12 protein-coding genes are annotated in these 17,918 nt (G+C 35.6%); 4 read left to right on the top strand and 8 right to left on the bottom strand.

Translation table 11 applies throughout. The features are described from left to right. Nucleotides 1–116 precede the first annotated feature (116 nt). The 3 genes from IPJ80_02450 to IPJ80_02440 all read right to left on the bottom strand — a co-directional run bounded on the left by IPJ80_02450 (nucleotide 117) and on the right by IPJ80_02440 (nucleotide 3,321). Nucleotides 117–1,766, bottom strand: a complete 1,650-nt coding sequence (locus IPJ80_02450) for a tetratricopeptide repeat protein (GenBank protein ID MBK7912341.1) — start codon at nucleotides 1,764–1,766, stop codon at nucleotides 117–119. Nucleotides 1,767–1,873: 107 nt separating this feature from the next. Further along, nucleotides 1,874–2,800 (bottom strand): substrate-binding domain-containing protein, encoded by a 927-nt coding sequence (locus IPJ80_02445; protein ID MBK7912340.1) that lies wholly within the window; start codon nucleotides 2,798–2,800, stop codon nucleotides 1,874–1,876. Between the two features lie 11 nt (nucleotides 2,801–2,811). Further along, on the bottom strand, nucleotides 2,812–3,321 hold the full coding sequence (locus tag IPJ80_02440; GenBank protein ID MBK7912339.1) for a Smr/MutS family protein: 510 nt from the start codon (nucleotides 3,319–3,321) through the stop codon (nucleotides 2,812–2,814). Between the two features lie 332 nt (nucleotides 3,322–3,653). Between IPJ80_02440 and IPJ80_02435 the strand changes: the two genes are divergently transcribed. After that, on the top strand, nucleotides 3,654–5,771 hold the full coding sequence (locus IPJ80_02435) for a glycoside hydrolase family 97 protein (GenBank protein ID MBK7912338.1): 2,118 nt from the start codon (nucleotides 3,654–3,656) through the stop codon (nucleotides 5,769–5,771). A 70-nt stretch (nucleotides 5,772–5,841) separates the two neighbouring features. Here the strand turns inward: IPJ80_02435 and IPJ80_02430 are convergent, their stop codons facing one another. From IPJ80_02430 to IPJ80_02420, 3 genes are all read right to left on the bottom strand, one after another. After that, a complete protein-coding gene (locus IPJ80_02430) occupies nucleotides 5,842–6,432 on the bottom strand; it encodes a hypothetical protein (GenBank protein ID MBK7912337.1) in 591 nt (196 codons plus the stop codon). Nucleotides 6,433–6,990: 558 nt separating this feature from the next. Continuing rightward, nucleotides 6,991–9,750, bottom strand: coding sequence for a formate dehydrogenase subunit alpha (fdhF, locus tag IPJ80_02425; protein ID MBK7912336.1), 2,760 nt, complete (start codon nucleotides 9,748–9,750; stop codon nucleotides 6,991–6,993). Nucleotides 9,751–9,873: 123 nt separating this feature from the next. Beyond that, entirely contained in the window at nucleotides 9,874–12,237 is a 2,364-nt protein-coding gene (locus IPJ80_02420) for an enoyl-CoA hydratase/isomerase family protein (protein MBK7912335.1), read from the bottom strand. Nucleotides 12,238–12,348: 111 nt separating this feature from the next. On the opposite strand from IPJ80_02420, the gene IPJ80_02415 reads away from it, so the two are divergent. The 3 genes from IPJ80_02415 to IPJ80_02405 all read left to right on the top strand — a co-directional run bounded on the left by IPJ80_02415 (nucleotide 12,349) and on the right by IPJ80_02405 (nucleotide 15,278). Further along, nucleotides 12,349–13,335, top strand: coding sequence for a YitT family protein (locus IPJ80_02415; GenBank protein ID MBK7912334.1), 987 nt, complete (start codon nucleotides 12,349–12,351; stop codon nucleotides 13,333–13,335). Between the two features lie 102 nt (nucleotides 13,336–13,437). After that, the gene (locus IPJ80_02410) at nucleotides 13,438–14,322 is read left to right on the top strand and encodes a flippase-like domain-containing protein (protein MBK7912333.1); all 885 of its coding nucleotides are present in this window, start codon (nucleotides 13,438–13,440) and stop codon (nucleotides 14,320–14,322) included. After that, nucleotides 14,319–15,278 carry a GDP-mannose 4,6-dehydratase gene (locus IPJ80_02405; protein ID MBK7912332.1) on the top strand — a complete coding sequence of 320 codons (960 nt, stop codon included), beginning with the start codon at nucleotides 14,319–14,321 and terminating at the stop codon, nucleotides 15,276–15,278. Before IPJ80_02410 ends, IPJ80_02405 begins: the two co-directional genes overlap by 4 nt. Nucleotides 15,279–15,332: 54 nt before the next feature. Here IPJ80_02405 and IPJ80_02400 read toward each other — a convergent pair whose 3' ends face one another. Together IPJ80_02400 and IPJ80_02395 are read right to left on the bottom strand one after the other, a co-directional pair. After that, nucleotides 15,333–16,265: a glycosyltransferase family 2 protein gene (locus IPJ80_02400; GenBank protein ID MBK7912331.1), complete on the bottom strand. Its 933-nt coding sequence runs from the start codon at nucleotides 16,263–16,265 to the stop codon at nucleotides 15,333–15,335. Further along, nucleotides 16,262–17,854 (bottom strand): glycosyltransferase family 39 protein, encoded by a 1,593-nt coding sequence (locus IPJ80_02395; GenBank protein MBK7912330.1) that lies wholly within the window; start codon nucleotides 17,852–17,854, stop codon nucleotides 16,262–16,264. The genes IPJ80_02400 and IPJ80_02395 overlap by 4 nt, the downstream gene beginning before the upstream one ends. Nucleotides 17,855–17,918: the final 64 nt, after the last annotated feature.

The raw sequence follows: 17,918 nt of genomic DNA, 5'->3' as shown, positions 1-17,918 counted from the left end.
CCACATACTCGCGGGAAGAATTAAAAATGATTATTTCTATCAACTATCAACCATCACCTATCAACTATCAACTATCACCTATCACCTATCACCTATCAAATATCACCTATATCCCTCTAATTCTTAATCCCATTTAAAATTTTCAAATCTGAATTGGCTTTTTCGTCTTTTGGATCTAAACTTAATACCAGGTTGTAATAATTTTTAGCCATATCGTATTCTGAAATTTTTACATTGTAAACAGCCAGATAGGTATAGGCATAAATTAATTTGGTTTTGTTTTTTACAGGATCCGCTGAAGCAAGTTCAATGTATTTTTCATAGTAAGGCTTTGCTAAAAATAATTTATTGGTTGTAGAGGTATCAATTAAATCATTGATCTGTGCCCGTGTCAACCAACCAAAATCATATTTAGGACTTATAGAAAGTACTGTTGCATAGGTGCTATCTGCTTCTAATAATTTATTTTGATTTTTTTGGGTAAGACCCAGATAAACCAATTCACTAACTGTTAAAGGTGCTTGCTTGGCTTTTTCAAGATACCAGAATTCAGCTTTATCAAATTTCTTTGCATCATAAAAAGCTTTAGCCAATAAACCAGTAATTTCAAGTTTGCGTTCCGGTTGGAGTTCAATTACTTTGTTGTAAAACATAGCAGCAGTATCCATTAAATTTAATTTAGCAGCGGCTTTAGCTGCAAATTCATAATCGGAAGGATAGGATTTACGCTCAACGGTATCTTTATTAATTCCATTAAAAAGTAAATAACTTTGATTTAATGAATTTTTAGAATCATTCACTTCAAAATAAGACCAGGCTAACCAACGGTGAATGGTATATTGTTCCGGATTGCTCTCAATAATTTTAGTGCCTTCTTCAATGGCGCGATTGTAATCTTTTGCAGTATAACATAAAAATTTTACCAAGCGAACTTTTGCATCGATATCTGAACCGGATAAAGCCACATATTTTTCAAGGATTGGGACTACTTTTTCAAATTTGCGGGTCCTGATATACAATTCATAAAGATCTTTATATGCCAATGCGTAATCCGCTTTGATTTTGATGGCATTTTCAAGTCTTTGGGTTGCTAAGTCCACCTGTTGTCCTGAAGCCCAAATTCTGGCCATTTTAACATAGATCTCAGGATCATTTACATCTTTTTCTATAGCTGTTTCATAAGAAGTCATGGCATTACCCAGATCCCCTTTTGCCTGATAAGCATCACCCAGGTAAATCCAGTATTTGGATTGTTTTGGATTCAAATCTCTGGCTAAGTTTAAATACTTAAGGGCTGTTTCAGCATTGGGTTTTGTATTATATAAGTACGCAGCACCCACCAAAGCTTGAATTTGATGGTTTTTTGAATTCCCCTTTAATGCAGTTTCAAAATGCTTTTTGGCTGCTTCTGCTTTGTTTTCATCGATATCTAACCTTCCAAGGCCAATATGGCATTGATCGCATTTGGAGCTGATGCTTAAACCTTTATCATAAGCTTTACGAGCTTCGGATTTATTATCAAGGTTGTAATAGACTTCCCCTATATAGTAATAGTAAATCGGGTCTTTTGTATCAGAAACGGCAAGTTTATTGAAAGTCGCCAATGCGGCTGTATAATTCTCGTTTTCCAGTTGTTTGATCCCATCTTGCAGATTTTGGGCTTTTCCAGCCATAAAAATGCAAACAAAGGCAATTGCAAGAGACAGACTCTTTCTCATAATCAAGCTGATTTTATCAAAAATGAGCGCAAAAATAAGATTTTTCATTGTTTCAGTTTTTTCTAATTTTAAGAGATACATTTCCCTTTCATTTGGTTTGACGTTTATTCAGCTCCAATCGTTCGATTGGCTTAGTTAAATTTTGATTAAGAAATTTATTCGACCACTTTAAAAGGACTCGATTTAAGTTCAATCCAACGATCTGTTTGAAATAAAGGCAATAAACCAGCCTTTAATAGAACTTTTTGACCAATTTCGCCAGTGACAAAAGAGGCAAAACCAATACCAAGGTCTGATTTACCTGAAACACTGATAAAATAAAGCGTGCGGGTCAAAGGGTATTTTTGATCCTGAAAGAGATATTGGTCTGGTAGTAAATAACCCATTTGGAGTGAATCTTTTGGCCTACTGATAGCTAAACGTTTCAAACCCTGAAGACGCTGCTGTTGCTTTCGGTCATCTGAATCACTAAATTCTGACCAGTCTACGATTGCTATAATTCCTGGATCCTGGGTCAAATAGTTAAAAAGGGCATCTTTATCTTTTAAAGTATATACGTTTTTGCCAAAACTGTCCAAATAAAATTTTTGCAATAGGTAATGGGCTATACCTGAACCGATATCTTCGATTACAATCGAATGAAACGGAGCATTTTTAACTGGAAGTCCTTTACAAATGGATTCAAAGGCTTCGTACTGTATGGTTGAGTCTTTAGCATTTCTATTTATTAAGAGACCGATCGCACCGACGGCAAATGGAAAGTGGCGAGGATGCACCTGATTTTTAATGAAATAGTTGACCTCACCTTCAGTAAGTGGACGGCAGCTGATTGCGGTAGTCATGCTATCGGTTCCAAGTCGCTTGAATACCTCTGTTTCATTATAATAATGGATATCTAATTCGGCATATTTATAGTTTAACTCAAAAATATCCTCCTCTTGGCTTATAACATATTTTAAGTTTTGGTCGCATAACAAGCGCTCATATCCGATCGTTGGTTGACTGATCTGTGTTTTTTGTTTGCAGGATAATAAAACCAATACAGATAAAAAACAGACAGTAAAATTCAAATGCTTGTCCATATACGAATACCTTATTTTAAAAAAACTTCCAGTCCGCCACCATCCGGAGTATTATGAGAAAATCTCACCTGATCAAAACTTCTGAGCAATTTTTCAACTTCGGCTTTTAATATTCCCTGACCTTTTCCATGGATAATTTGAATGTAACCAACTCTTCTTTGCAAACTAAATTCAATAAATTCTTTACACTTTTGAATTTGGAATTCGAGAATGTTTTCATGTGGATTACCCTGATACCGTTCCGGAGCAAGTACATTGTAATGTAAATCAATAACATGGCTGATTGCCTTTTGTTTCTGCAATGGCTGAAATCCTTTCACAGGCTCGGATTCCAGATTTACCAGTTCAATGAAAGGTTCAGGTTCTGCATACAATTCCAAGTCATCTGCACTTACCAAAATAATTTCATTGTTATAATTTAAACGGGCTTTTCCAGATGCATCTTCCCCAACAAATTGACCAATGAGGTCTTTAGAAATCACACGCAATTGATCGCCAATCCAATAGTCTTTTAAACTCATTTAAATCGTTTGATTAGGATAGGTTCAATGGATTGAACCCATTTATAAAAATCGTATTATATAAATCGTGTTGCAAGCTGGTGTTTATGTGTCCGCAAACCCAAAAGATCGCTCTAAATTACTAGGAAACTTTTAAAGGATCAAAAACTTAAGTAAAATATTCTGTGGCTCGGCTTACTAATGCTGGCAGGCACTTGGTTGAGCATTTCTAATGCAATTCCTATCCTAAATTGGTGCCATTTCACGAAAATTCAGTTTCTCCGAATTTTCGTTGATTATCCCCCTTTTATTGATTCATTGCTTTATTTTTGTGGATTCCAGTTCAATAATACATGAGAAATTTTTTATATTTATTATTCAGCTTATTTTTTATAAATCAGGAAGTATTGGCAGATCAGTATTTTAATGTGTTCTCGCCAGATAAAAAGCTTCAATTGAATTTTTACTTATCCCGGGAAGGGGTTCCTTATTACTCTTTGAATATGGATAATACAAGCATTTTAAAGAGAGGTCGTTTGGGAATTCAAATTGCATCCGGTGATTCTTTTGATGAAGATTTTGAATTGGAACGGATTGATACCATTTCAAAAAGTGAGCCGTGGAGTCCGATTTGGGGAGAAGAAAAGACAATTGCTTCAGATTACATCCAAATGCTGGTGAGTTTACGTCAAGCTAAATATCAAAATCGACTTTTTCAGATTGAATTTAAATTGTTTAATAATGGTCTTGGATTTCGTTATCTCTTTTCTGACAGTACGGTATTAAGTAATTTTATTATTTGTGATGAATTAACCAGTTTTCCTTTGAGTGCTGACCATAAAGCATTTTGGATTCCTGGAGATTACGATACCAATGAATTTGTTTATAGTTATACAAAACTCAGTGACATTCATTGTCTAAAGGAGCGAAAGGAAAATGACATTTCATTTAAATCTCCAATCAGCGACAGCACGGTGCAAACACCATTCACCATGAAGGCAAAGGGATCTTATTTTATAAGCATCCATGAAGCCGGTCTCATAAACTACCCAGCGATGAACCTGGATGTTAATCGAAACGATTTTACTTTAAAATGCAATTTAGTTCCGGATCCTCATGGAAATAAAGCGTATTTGCATAGTGGAGATCGGAGCCCCTGGCGTGTAATTTTATTAGCCCGTAAAGCAGGAGAATTATTAACCAACCGGGTTATTTTAAATTTAAATGAGCCATCTAAATTGGTTCAAACTGACTTTATAAAGCCTGGAAAATTTGTAGGAGTTTGGTGGGAAATGCATGTCGGCAAAAGTAGTTGGTCATATTCAAATAAGATTAATTGGAACCATGATTCAGATATATTGAATCCATCTGGAAAACATGGTGCAACCAATGAGAACGTAAAACGCTATATAGATTTTGCATCTCAAAACAAACTGGATTATGTACTCGTCGAAGGTTGGAATCGCGGCTGGGAAAATTGGTATGGTTCCGGTTTAGAGCATGTGTTTAATTTTACAAAATCGTATCCTGATTTTGATATGCAACTCATAAGTGATTATGCCAAATCGCGAAACGTAAAATTAATCATGCACCATGAAACTTCAGCGGCTGTTACAGATTATGAATGGCAACTTGATGCAGCATTTCAATTGACCGCTCGACACAATTATGGAGCGATTAAAACAGGTTATGTCGGTAAAATTATTCCCAGAGGAGAACATCATGACGGCCAATGGATGATCAATCACTACAATCGGGTGTTGGAAAAAGCTGCATCCAGTCATTTGATGCTGGATGTGCATGAACCGGTTCGACCTACAGGTTTGCATCGCAGTTATCCAAATTTAATGGCCTGCGAAGCAGCCCGAGGCAATGAATTCAATGCATGGAGTCTTGGAAATCCACCGGATCATGAAACCATATTGCCATTTACAAGATTGTTGGGAGGACCTATGGATTACACACCCGGTATTTTTGAAATTAAAATGAAGGTCTACGATCCTAAAAAAAATGAACAGGTTCATACCACCTTATGCAAGCAATTGGCACTTTATGTTACGATGTACAGTCCCTTGCAAATGGCAGCCGATTTAATTGAAAATTATGAGAAGCGGATGGATGCATTTCAATTTATAAAAGATGTACCAACCAATTGGGATACAACAATTGTATTGGATGCTGAGCCTGGAGATTTTTTATATATGGCCCGAAAAGAAAGGAACCAATCAAATTGGTTTATTGGAGCAATTACCGATGAGAAGCCCAGAGAATTTTTAGTGAATTTATCTTTTTTAGATCCTGAGAAAAAGTATCAGGCAACAATTTATAGAGATGACGAGAAAGCAGATTGGAAAAATTTTCCAATGGAATATAAAATTGAACAAAAGAAAGTTAAAATCAATGACAAATTAAAAATTAAATTGGCACCAGGTGGTGGATGTGCCATCAGTTTTATTGAAATTAAAAATTAGGTGTTTCAACGGTAAATTATCAATTAGGTATAGAACCTGATCTTTGAATCATGTTAGTTCCAGATTAAGATCATTCTTTCACAAATCGAATGTTTTCAAATGGTAAAAAATAATTTGGAAGGCAATGCAATTCATCTCCTGCTATTTCCAAATCGATTCCTTTAAAACTCACTTGTACTAAACTTGGTTTTAATTCAACTTCAAAAAAGGTATTCCTATTTTCTTCATCTTTAATTTTTGAAAAAATATCAGGATACAACGAATGTTGTAAAAAAATGCTGTCAATGGATGCTTTGTCGATTTCAATTAAACCCGAATCATCACTAAAGTATTCAGTTTGTTCTTTCCCAACAAAACAAGCTGCGCGAATGTGTTTCAATAAATAGGGGTTTGGTGCTATTACCTGAATGCGGTAGTTATTAGAATTTTGAGACTGACTTTTAATATTAAAATCTTTTCCGGCCTCTTTTGTACTCTTTAGAATTATTTTAGTTCCTTCTATTGTATAAGTTCCTTCTGCATTTCGGTCAATTGCACCATATGCATAATAGAATCGAAACTTGCCTTCCGTATTAAATTCAAAAGCAGCTGCCATTTCGCGAATTCCCCGAAGGGAGTAAACACCGGATAAGGTATTTTGTGAAAATAATTTAGAGCTCATGCTAAGCAGAATTAATAAATAAATAAATGATTGTGTTTTCAAAGAATTGTTTTTATAATATTATTTTTTAAAATAAATAGGTATCAATAAGTCGGATTGGTATTTGTTGATATTCATTTCTAATGAATCTTATAAATAAGAAATAGGATTGTGGCATGTCCATTGATCAAAGGCTAAAAGTCCATGTGTTTGATGAGATTGTTTAATTGAAATAGATGCAATACGTTTTCGAATGCCTGATCCGGCAATCTGCCATTCCATGTCTACTAATTCTGAGCATCTAAATAAAGTATCGCAAATTAATGTTTGAGTATCTCTCCCGGTGAGGTATGAAAAGCAATTTCTGTTTTTGATTCGAATCGAATCTTTAAGTAGGGTATAATTACTTCCAGCCTGATAAGTTTTGAAAATTAAACTATCTAAGTCTGAATTAGTGAAATTTATAAGAATCAATTCGAACCCTGGATTGTTACAATCTTCACGAAAGCATGAATAATTTAATAAACTGCAAAAAAGAACCCAGAATAAAAGGATTTGTATACGCACCAATCGCGTTCTTTAATTGAGTTGATTTAGATTTCCTTTTCGAATTTTAACACACACTACTTTAAATTCAGGACACTTGGCGATGCTATCGCTAACATCAGAAGTAACTATGTTTACAAATAGTTCCGGAAAATGGAAAGTGGTACTGATGACCCCTTGCTTTACTTCATCTGTTAAATGGGCTTTTATACTTATCTGTCCACGGGCAGATTCAATAATAACAGGATCGTTTTCGGAAATGTCGTAAATTTCAGCATCTTTCGGATGGATTAATACAATATCTTCATGAATGATTTCAACATTACCCGTGCGACGTGTCATGGTGCCTGCATTGTAATGTTCTAAAACCCGATTTGTAGTTAGTATCAAAGGAAAATCATCCATGTTTTCTATAATCTCAGGAGATTCTACATATTCTTTAAATTCAAATTTTCCTTTACCGCGTTTAAATGTATCAATATGTAAAATTTTTGTGTCGGTGCCGTCAGGTAAAACAGGCCATTGCTTTCCGTTGTCACCTAATTCATCCCATTTTACTCCAGCAAAAAATGGAACGATCTGACAAATTTCTTCCAGCAAGGGTTTAGCTGCATAATCAGCTTGTTTATAACCCATGCGATTCATGAGATCAACAATTATTTGACCATCCACCTTCGACTCGCATATGGGCTTTACAACCTGTTGTACTTTTTGAATTCTGCGTTCTCCGTTTGTAAAGGTTCCTTCTTTTTCTAAAAACGATGCACCCGGCAAAACAACATGGGCCAGTTTTGCAGTCTCAGTCATAAAGATTTCTTGAACGATTAATAAGTCTAAAGATTTAATTGCCTTTATAACTTTATTTGTATTTGGATCTGATTGAACCAGGTCATCACCCATGATCCAAAGTGCTTTAAACTCTCCGGATAATGCGGCATTATACATTTCCGGAATTTTTAAACCAATTTCGGAAGGAACCGGAGCACCATAAAATTTACTAAAGCGCTCTTGAATATCCGGTTGTGTAACATCAAAATAGCCTGCAGCTTGATAAGGTTGAACACCCATGTCGGCCATTCCCTGTACATTATTTTGTCCCCGTAATGGATTTACACCACATCCGGGTTTGCCAACATTCCCCGTGATCATAGCCAAATCTGCAATCAACATCACGGTATAGGTTCCTTGATAATGTTCTGTAACACCTAATCCATGAAATGCCATGGCCAGCGGCGCTGTTGCATAAGCAATTGCTGCTGAACGAGCTTGTTCGCGTGGCACACCGGATACCGCTTCTAATTCATCTATGGGGAGTTTTAAAATATTTTCTTTGAAATCTTCAAAACCTTCTGTTCGGGTATCAATGAAATTTTTATCAACTAAATTTTCCTTTACAATATAATACAACATCATATTTAGGACTGCCACATTGGTCCCCGGACGTAATTGTAAATGATGTGTGGCATATTTAGCAATTTCAGTGCGTCTTGGATCAATTACAATGGTAGTTTTTCCTTTCATTGCATGTTGTCTCAATTTCGATCCCGTAACCGGGTGGCCTTCTGTTGGATTGGCTCCAATAATTAAAATGGCTGTGGTTAATTTTAAATCTTCAATTGAATTGGTTGCGGCTCCTGTTCCAAAAGTGCGCTGCATCCCTAAAGCGGTTGGAGAATGACAAACACGGGCGCAACCATCTATATTATTCGTGCCAATAACGGCGCGGATAAATTTCTGCATTAAATAGTTCTCTTCATTTGTGCATCGGGCAGATGAAATGCCTCCGATAGCATTTGGGCCATATTTTGTTTTAATTTCAGTCAATGTGCTTGCTATGTAATCATAGGCCTCATCCCAACTTACGCGCACCAGTTCTCCATTTTTTCGAATCATAGGAAATTGCAAACGCTCCGGATGATTATAAAACCGAAATGCATAACGGCCTTTTAAGCAAGTATGTCCTCCATTTACTTCTGCATTGTATGGGGCTTGAATGCTTAATATCTTTCCTGATTTCACACTGACTTCCAAATTGCAACCAACACCACAGTATGTACAAACAGTTCGCACTTTATCTTGGCCCACCAGGGCTTTAGATTGAAATACATCCGATATGGCAGATGTCGGACATGCTTGCGCACAGGCACCGCAACTTACACAATCAGAATTCATGAACGACTGGTCCATGCCTTTTATAATCTGGCTATCAAAACCTCGCCCCATCACAGATAAAACCAATTGGCCCTGTACTTCATCACAAGCACGCACACAACGGTAGCACATAATACATTTTGAAAGATCAGAGGTCATATAGGGATGGCTGAGATCTTTGGTCCGATCGAGGTGATTTTTTCCTTCGGGATAGCGTACTTTCCGGATGCCTACACGTGCCGCAACATCTTGTAATTCACAATTGCCATTGACCTCACAGGTTAAACAATCCAAGGGATGATCTGTCAGCACCAATTCCAAAATATTTTTGCGTAACTTTTGGATAGATTCTGATTCCGTAGTTATGATCATTCCTTCTTCAACCGGAGTATGGCAAGCTGCAACAACTCTGGATTGACTTTGTCCCTGTCGGGATACTTCCACACTACAGACCCTGCAGGCGCCAAAAGCTTCAAGATTTGGCGCATCACATAAGGTTGGAATGAATTTGTAGTCAAAGTATCTTCTTGTAAAACTTAGAATGGTTTCACCAGGCTGAATTTCAAAGGATTCCCCATTAATACTGGCAGTTTTTGTAATGGTTTGTTGGAATAGATCGGGAGTTAGAAATTCAGTTTTCATAGCAAAAGCATTTGGTCCGAAAGACAAATTTAATTAAAATAAGCATACTGACAATCAGTTAGTTCTGTTTAAAATTTCAAATCCATACGAAAATTGGCCTAAACCAAAACGAGGGTTTCCGGATTAATTCCTTAAAGGTTTGTTGTTTTCCAACATAAACTGGATTCGTTCCAGCGTTTTAGGTTCAGAGCATAAACTTAAAAACGCTTCCCGCTCCAAATCCAGTAAATAGGTTTCGCTAACTTTTTGAGAATAACTTAAATCTCCTCCACACAACACGTATCCAATTTTTTGGGCAATTTTAATATCATGATCGGACGCATATCCTCCAAGTTTCAATGTGTGAGCTGCTGCATAAAGTGCTGCTAAACCTGTCCTGCCAAGCACTTGAATATCCTGTCTTTGGGTAGGTTTAATATAATTGGTTGCCAGCTTTAACACATTCTGTTTTGCTAAATAGATTTGTAATCCATTGTATAAGGACACGCTATCCCTGTTTTTATTTAAATAACCCAATTCATAGGCTTCAAATGCTGATGTTGCAACCGCTGCTGTAGCAAGTGTTCTAAATCGTTGAATCAATCGAGGAATTTGTACATCTGTTTCTTTTAATTCGTCACTTAGTCGAACAGCAAATTCTTTTGTTCCACCACCACCCGGTAAAAGTCCAACACCCATTTCAACTAAACCAATGTAAGATTCTGCAGTGCAAATGGATGCATCACAATGCATCAACAATTCCACGCCGCCACCAAATACATAACCTTGTGTTGCAATAACAACAGGTACGGATGAATAGCGACATCTCATGGAGGTTTGCTGAAATAAACGTACAGCCATATCCAATTGATCAAATTCTTGTTGAAAGGCGAGCATTCCAATCAACATTAAATTGGCACCAACTGTAAAATTAGTTCCATTGTTGCCAATAACCAGACCCTTCCATTGTTGATCTTCCGCTATGCGAATGGATTCTTGCAGGCCTTTTAAAATGCCTTCCCCAATTGCATTGTATTTGCTTTTAAATTCTGCGCACAGTACGCCATCACCAATATCAATCAGGTTTAGTTCGTCATTTTTATAAACACATTTATTGGGATTAAAATAGTTTAATCTTATTTCATTTTCCTGGCCCTTAGGTTTATAATAAGTGCAATTTTCAGGATCTAAAACCAAAAGGATTTCATCTTCATTTTTATAAAACTGCTTTTTATTTTCTGAAAGCATTTTTAACACCCAGGGTGCAGGAGTTTGTGAAACTTCTTCTATCAGCTTTAAACCTGCTTCCAAACCGATTGCATCCCAGGTTTCAAAGGGTCCGAGCTCCCAACCAAAACCATTTTTCATGGCTTCATCAATAGCTTCTATCGACTGCGTGATTTCAGGAATTCGATGGGATGCATAAGCAAATAAAAATCCCAGGGATTTTCGGATTAATTGTGCACCTGCATCTTGAATTTTAAGCAATGCATTCAGACGTTTTGGAAGTGAATCAATTTGTTTTGATATATTGATGCTTTCAAGTTTGCTTTTTGGATCCAGTCGATAATCCAGATTTTTTAAATCCAAACTTAAAAATTTGGCTTTTCCTTTTTCGTCTTTTTCATCAGATTTTAAATAAAAACCTTTTCCGGATTTATTGCCAAACCATTGATGCTCCACCAGAAAATTTATAAAATCAGGCACGCGCATGGTTTGAATGATATTATCATTCGGACAATTCTTTTTTAAGCCATTAATAACAAAAACAGCAGTATCCAATCCAACTAAATCTGTTAACCTGAATGTCCCGGATTTAGGCCTGCCTATTGCTATACCAGTCAATTTATCAACATCTGAAATGCTAAGATTTAATTCTTCTGCCAATTCAAAAATTTTGGCCATGCTAACCACACCAATTCGATTAGCTATAAATGCAGGAGTATCCTTGCATAAAACTGTTTTTTTTCCTAAGTACGTTTTGCCAAATTCAAGTAAAAAATCGCTGACTTCCTTTTTAGTAAATTGAGTTGGAATAATTTCAAGCAGTTTCAAGTATCGGGGTGGATTAAAAAAATGCGTACCTATAAAATGTTGTTTAAAATCATCTGATCGACCTTCCAGGAGCATATGGATTGGAATTCCTGAGGTATTGGTACTTACTAAACTTCCAGGAATCCGATGTTCTTCTATTTTTGAATATAATTGTTTTTTAATTTCAATATTTTCAACAACGGCTTCTATAATCCAATCACATGAATTTAGTTTATTTAGGTCGCTATTAAAATTCCCAATTTGAATTCGTTTGATAAATTGTTTATCATAAATGGGGCTTGGTTTAGAGTTCAGACATTTATCAAGTGCTTTTTGAGTGAGTTCATTTTGATTTTGTCCTTGACTAGCTAAATCTAAAAGCAACACATCAAAACCACATCCTGCCAAATGAGAAGCGATTCCTGAACCCATTAATCCTGAACCCAAAACAGCTATTTTGTTTATTCTGAACATTCGTTTGTTATTTTTACAATTTTAGGGATAATTTGAAAATAAAACAATATTATAGTAAATTCTATTCTATTAAAGACCTGAAATTTTGTTTTTTGTGAATATATTAGCCATATGAAAAGAATTTGGAAGCATTTGGTAAGAAAATACAATTTTTTGGGGATTGAAAAGGCCGAAACTGCTTCATCAACACGGGCACGCTACGAACTTGCAAAGCATTTGATTGAATTACGAATCACCGCGATTAGTTATTTCAGAGATTTTTGTTTGATTTTATTTGGGATTTTTTCTGCTTCGTTCGGTGTGAAAGGTTTTTTATTGACCAATAAATTTATTGATGGGGGAGCAACCGGAATTTCTTTGTTGACAAATGCAGTTACCGGGATTCCACTTTGGATCATGTTAATTAGTATCAATATCCCATTTATTTTACTTGGTTCTAAAATTGTAGGCCGTGAATTCGCTATCAAAACGGCAATGACTATTTCTGTATTGGCTTTAGTAATTGCAACTGTTGAGTTTCCAAATGTTACAGATGATAAATTATTGGTAGCAATTTTCGGTGGATTTTTCTTAGGGGCAGGTATAGGACTTTCAGTAAGAGGTGGGGCAGTCATTGATGGAACAGAAGTATTGGCAATCTATTTGAGTAGAAAATTTGGAACCACCATTGGAGATATTATTGGTATTATTAATATCATTATTTTTTCAGTAGCTGCCTATTTCTTGTCTATTGAAATTGCATTGTATTCTATGATTACATACCTTTCTGCTTCTAAAACACTTGATTTTGTAGTAGAGGGAATTGAGGAATATATGGGTGTAACCATTGTTTCTTCGCATAGTGAAGAAATTGCTAAAATGATTATTTCAGACATGGAGCGAGGCATCACCGTTTATAGTGGCAAAAGAGGTTATGGAAAGACTGGTGAATCAAAGGAAACAAATATTATTTATTCAGTTATTACCCGACTTGAACTAAATAAATTAAACACAGAGATTAAAAAAATTGATCCCAATGCATTTGTGGTAATCAACAGTGTTAAGGATACCCATGGTGGAATGATTAAAAAACGACGCCTAAAACATGAGGAGATTTAATTGATAGGAATCAAGCCCCTAACGAATTCAATCGGAATGATTAACTTTGACTTTGAGTTAATTTAATCCGAGCTTCACTGATTTTATTCATAGCAAAATAGGATGTTGTCACAAATCCAAGCGTACAAAATACCTTCTGTCTTAAAGCTGGTTATTAAAATTCTAATTTCTATACTGATTATTTATATAATTAGTAGGAATGTGAATATCAGTCAGCTGATTGGATTCGTTTTAAAGTCTAATGTCTTATTCATTGGATTGGCAATGCTGTTATTTATTGCATCCAAAATAGTTTCAGCAGTACGATATCAACTGTTTTTGCAAGGAGAAGCTGTAAACGTAAGTTTTAGTGAAAACCTTAAGTTGTATTACCTCGGAATGTACTATAATTTATTATTGCCCGGTGGTATCAGTGGTGATGGTTATAAAATTAAAGTACTCATGCAGAATTTTAATAAAGATTTAAAGCTTTTACTTAAGCTTACGCTTATGGATCGATTTTCGGGAGTTTGGGCTTTAATGCAAATTTCACTCGGACTGTTGCTTTTGTTAAAACCATTGGTGGCTTATTTCTGGTTAATTGGCATTCTTTTAATAGCAAGCATTGGACTTCCTTGGGCATTAAACAAAATTTTTAAATGGATGGACTCGAGATCTTATGGAAGGATCCATTTAATTTCTTTAGGAGTTCAACTATTGCAAACTGGGAGTGCCATCTGTTTAATAGTCGCGTTGGGACAAAAGCTGCATTGGATACCATATAGTTTTCTTTTTTTGATTTCTTCCCTTGCAGCGATGTTGCCAATTACTTTTGGAGGAGCAGGAGCCAGGGAAGTAACTTTTCTTTACGGCACCCAATACCTTCAAACTGAAGCAGAAAGTGGGGTAGCTATAGCTTTTTTATTTTATTTAATCTCTACCATAGTATCCTTTTTCGGAATTATTTATAGTTTTAAGCCTATCAAATTTAGCAATAAAGAAAAATGAACATCCTTGTTACCGGAGCCATCGGATTTATTGGATCGCATTTATGTGAACAACTGCTCAAGCAATCTCATAGGGTCATAGGCCTGGATAACATGGATCCTTTTTATGAGGTGCAAAAGAAACAAGAGAATTTAAATCTCCTGGAGTCCATAAATGGATTTAAATTTATTTATGGAGATATCAGAAATCCTTTTTTATTAAATGAAATCCTTGCTTCTTATCAAATTCAAATAGTAATCCATTTGGCTGCGAAAGCAGGGGTGCGCCCATCCATTGCAAATGCCTCTGATTATATGGACGTTAACTTAAATGGATTGGTGAATTTATTAGAGGCATGCAGGAATTGCAGGATTAAACGTTTCATATTTATATCTTCTTCCTCTGTTTATGGGAATCAGCAGAAACTTCCATTTTCTGAAACCGATGATGTGAGTTTTCCAATTTCACCCTATGCTGCAACAAAAAAAAGCGGTGAATTGCTTTGTTATACCTATCATCATTTATACAAGATTGAAACAGCTTGTTTGCGATTATTTACAGTGTATGGTCCTCGTCAGCGTCCGGATCTTGCGATTCATAAGTTTACTCAATTGGCATTAAAACAACAGCCAATTGAATTATACGGGGATGGTTCCAGTATACGCGATTATACCTATGTTTCTGATATTGTTGATGGAATATGCGGCATCGCGTTTCACCCTAAACTAAACTATGAAATATTTAATTTAGGAAATGGACAACCTGTGAAGCTTATTGAAATGGTTCAGGAATTGCAAACAGCACTACAAACCAAAATAAATATTGAGTTTATAGAAAAACAGGCTGGTGATGTTGACCAAACACATGCAGATATTTCAAAAGCAACTTCCTATTTTGGTTACAAACCCAAAGTAAGTTTTCCACAGGGTGTATTGGAATTTGTAAACTGGTTTAAAACTCAAAAGAATTTAGGATAAATGAAGTGTATTTTTTTCGAAACTTCGAACTAGCTATTCTTTTCCAATACTAAATTAATTATATACATTTCTAACCCGGTAGATTTTTTTACCCTGGGATTCATAATAAGTACGAACCTGCATTTCAGCTAGAATTCCTAAAACAATGAGTTGAAATCCAGCCATAAGCAATATGGTTCCCAGAATTATAATTGGCCTGCCCCAGATATCATGTCCTGTTATTTTTTGGAATAATAAATAAGCCATAATCAGTGCACCGGATCCACTAAGCAATACACCCCAACCCCCAAATAAGTGCATGGGTTTGTTGCGAAATCTTTTTAAATAAAGGATTAGCAAAAGATCACTAAAAACGCGCATCGTACGATTAATTCCATATTTAGATTTGCCAAAACTTCGAGCATGATGTTTGACCGGCGTTTCATCCATTCGGGCGCCTTCAAGATCGGCAAGTATGGGAATAAATCGATGCAATTCACCATAGATCCCAAGACTTTTGGCTAAATCTGATTTCATAACTTTCAAAGTACAACCATAATCATGTAAATGCACTCCAGAAGCATTTCGAATCATCCAATTTGCTATTTTACTGGGTATCTTTCGAAGTATAAATCCATCTTGTCGTTTCTGGCGTATTCCCGCCAATAGATCCAGCGATTCAGTTTCAGCTATTTTTAACATACGGGGAATATCATCTGGATCATTTTGTAAATCTCCATCCATCGTTACAATCCATTCAGCTTGTGCATATTCAATTCCGGCTGCGAGTGCAGCACTTTGTCCATAATTTCTTCTGAATTCAACAATCTTAATGTTTGGATTTTTATGATTTTTTAAATTGACTAAGGTATTATCAGTCGAACCGTCATCTACAAATACCATTTCATGGTCGATGCCATTTAATGCAATTGTTAATCGTTCAATTAAAGGAATTATATTTTCAGCTTCGTTGTAAACACAAATGACAACACTTAATTTTCTATTCATCGATTTTTCGTTTTCATTAGATAGATAATTTGCTTTTTTTCTAAAATTAAAGAGTCAACCAAAGTACCTGGAAAACCAGGATACAGCTTAGGATCTACCAAATATAATGCTTCAGGATTGTTGGTAAGGTAAGATTTTCGGATAATCTGATTACTAAAAACAGAAGTATAAAACCGGGCAACCTGATGCGTCTGGGTTTGGCCATAAATCAGCCATGTTTTATTTGGATATAATGCTGCGATTCTTTTACAATCTTCTTTACATGCGTTTTCTGTAGATGTTTTTTCACGAATCGGTAACACAATTCCATTGAAAATAATTCTAAAGCAGAGCAACGAAATGCAGGTCCATAATAGTATTTGAGCATTGAATTTGAATCCGGAATAAAGTACAAAAACCATTACAAACATGCCAAGAATCCACAATACCCACCAATAAGAAATCGTACGGCTCTGACTTAATATTGGAAACAGTGTTATGCATGCAGCAATTAAGCAAATTGTAACTAAAAAGATCCATTTAAAAAATCTTGCTTGCTTTTGATTGATCGATTCCCATTGTTGCAAACAATACACACCGCATAAATTAAATAGCGGAATAAACATTAATAAGTAACGTGGATATACCTGTACAGAAAGCCAATAAACTGGAAGATTGGCTACCAGCATCCAAAAATTGAATCTGATAAATTCATTTGAATGAATCCAATACCAGAATTTTTTATGAAAGACAACAACTATTAAAAGAGACCAGGGTAAAAAATGATAAATTTGTTCGAACGGAAAGGTAATTACGTGCAAGAGGGTTTTGCCAATTCCATGGTGTGTCCCGGTTCGTTGCATGGATTGATCAAGTAACACTGAAAACACTTTTGACAATGGCACTTTTGAGGCGTAGAGCACATAATATAAAACTGCTGGTAATAATCCAAGAAGTGCACCTGTAATATGAGGGATCTTAAAAAAATGCTGTTTAAACTGTCTGAATAAAATCAAACAACATGTAATTGAAATTGCCTGAAATACAAGAGCTGGCAGTCCTTTTAGCATAAAAGCAACACCACATAAAAAATAAGATCCAATAAATAAATAAAACCAGTTGCCTTTTTTGCCCCAAAAATAAAGGAGCATGAAATTTAAATAAATGATCCAGCAAAAGCAAATATCGATGAGACCTACCATGCTATCCCAAAATAAAATGCGGCCACTGGTCAATAACATCAATGTTAGCGTCGCTGCGATTGCCTGATCAAATACTTTTCTGGTAAAAAAGTAAATGGAATAAGCAAATAAGCCCAAAAAACTCAGACTAACCAATCGTGTAGGCCATTCACCATAATATCCAAAAACTTCTGAAATAAAATAAATAAACCAATTGTATAAGGGTGGTTTATTAAAATAGGCATCTCCATTTAGTGTGGGAACAATGAAATTACCTGACAGTTTCATTTCGAAAGCGACCAATGAACGAATGGCCTCATCTCCAATAAATGCAACAGAACCAAGATTCCATAGGAAAGCCGGAGCGGATAATGCGATTCCAAGCCAAAGGATCTGTATTGTGCTAATTGATTTGGTAAATGAATTCATGTAGAGCGCTTTCAAGATGAAAACTAAAGCGCAAAACTAATTAATTCAAGAGCTTTTAGGATTT

This window comes from Saprospiraceae bacterium (assembly GCA_016714025.1).
In the GTDB taxonomy this organism is placed as follows: domain Bacteria; phylum Bacteroidota; class Bacteroidia; order Chitinophagales; family Saprospiraceae; genus Vicinibacter.
The sequence above is the reverse complement of the archived record's forward strand: the minus strand, read 5'-3'. Positions and strand labels throughout refer to the sequence as shown.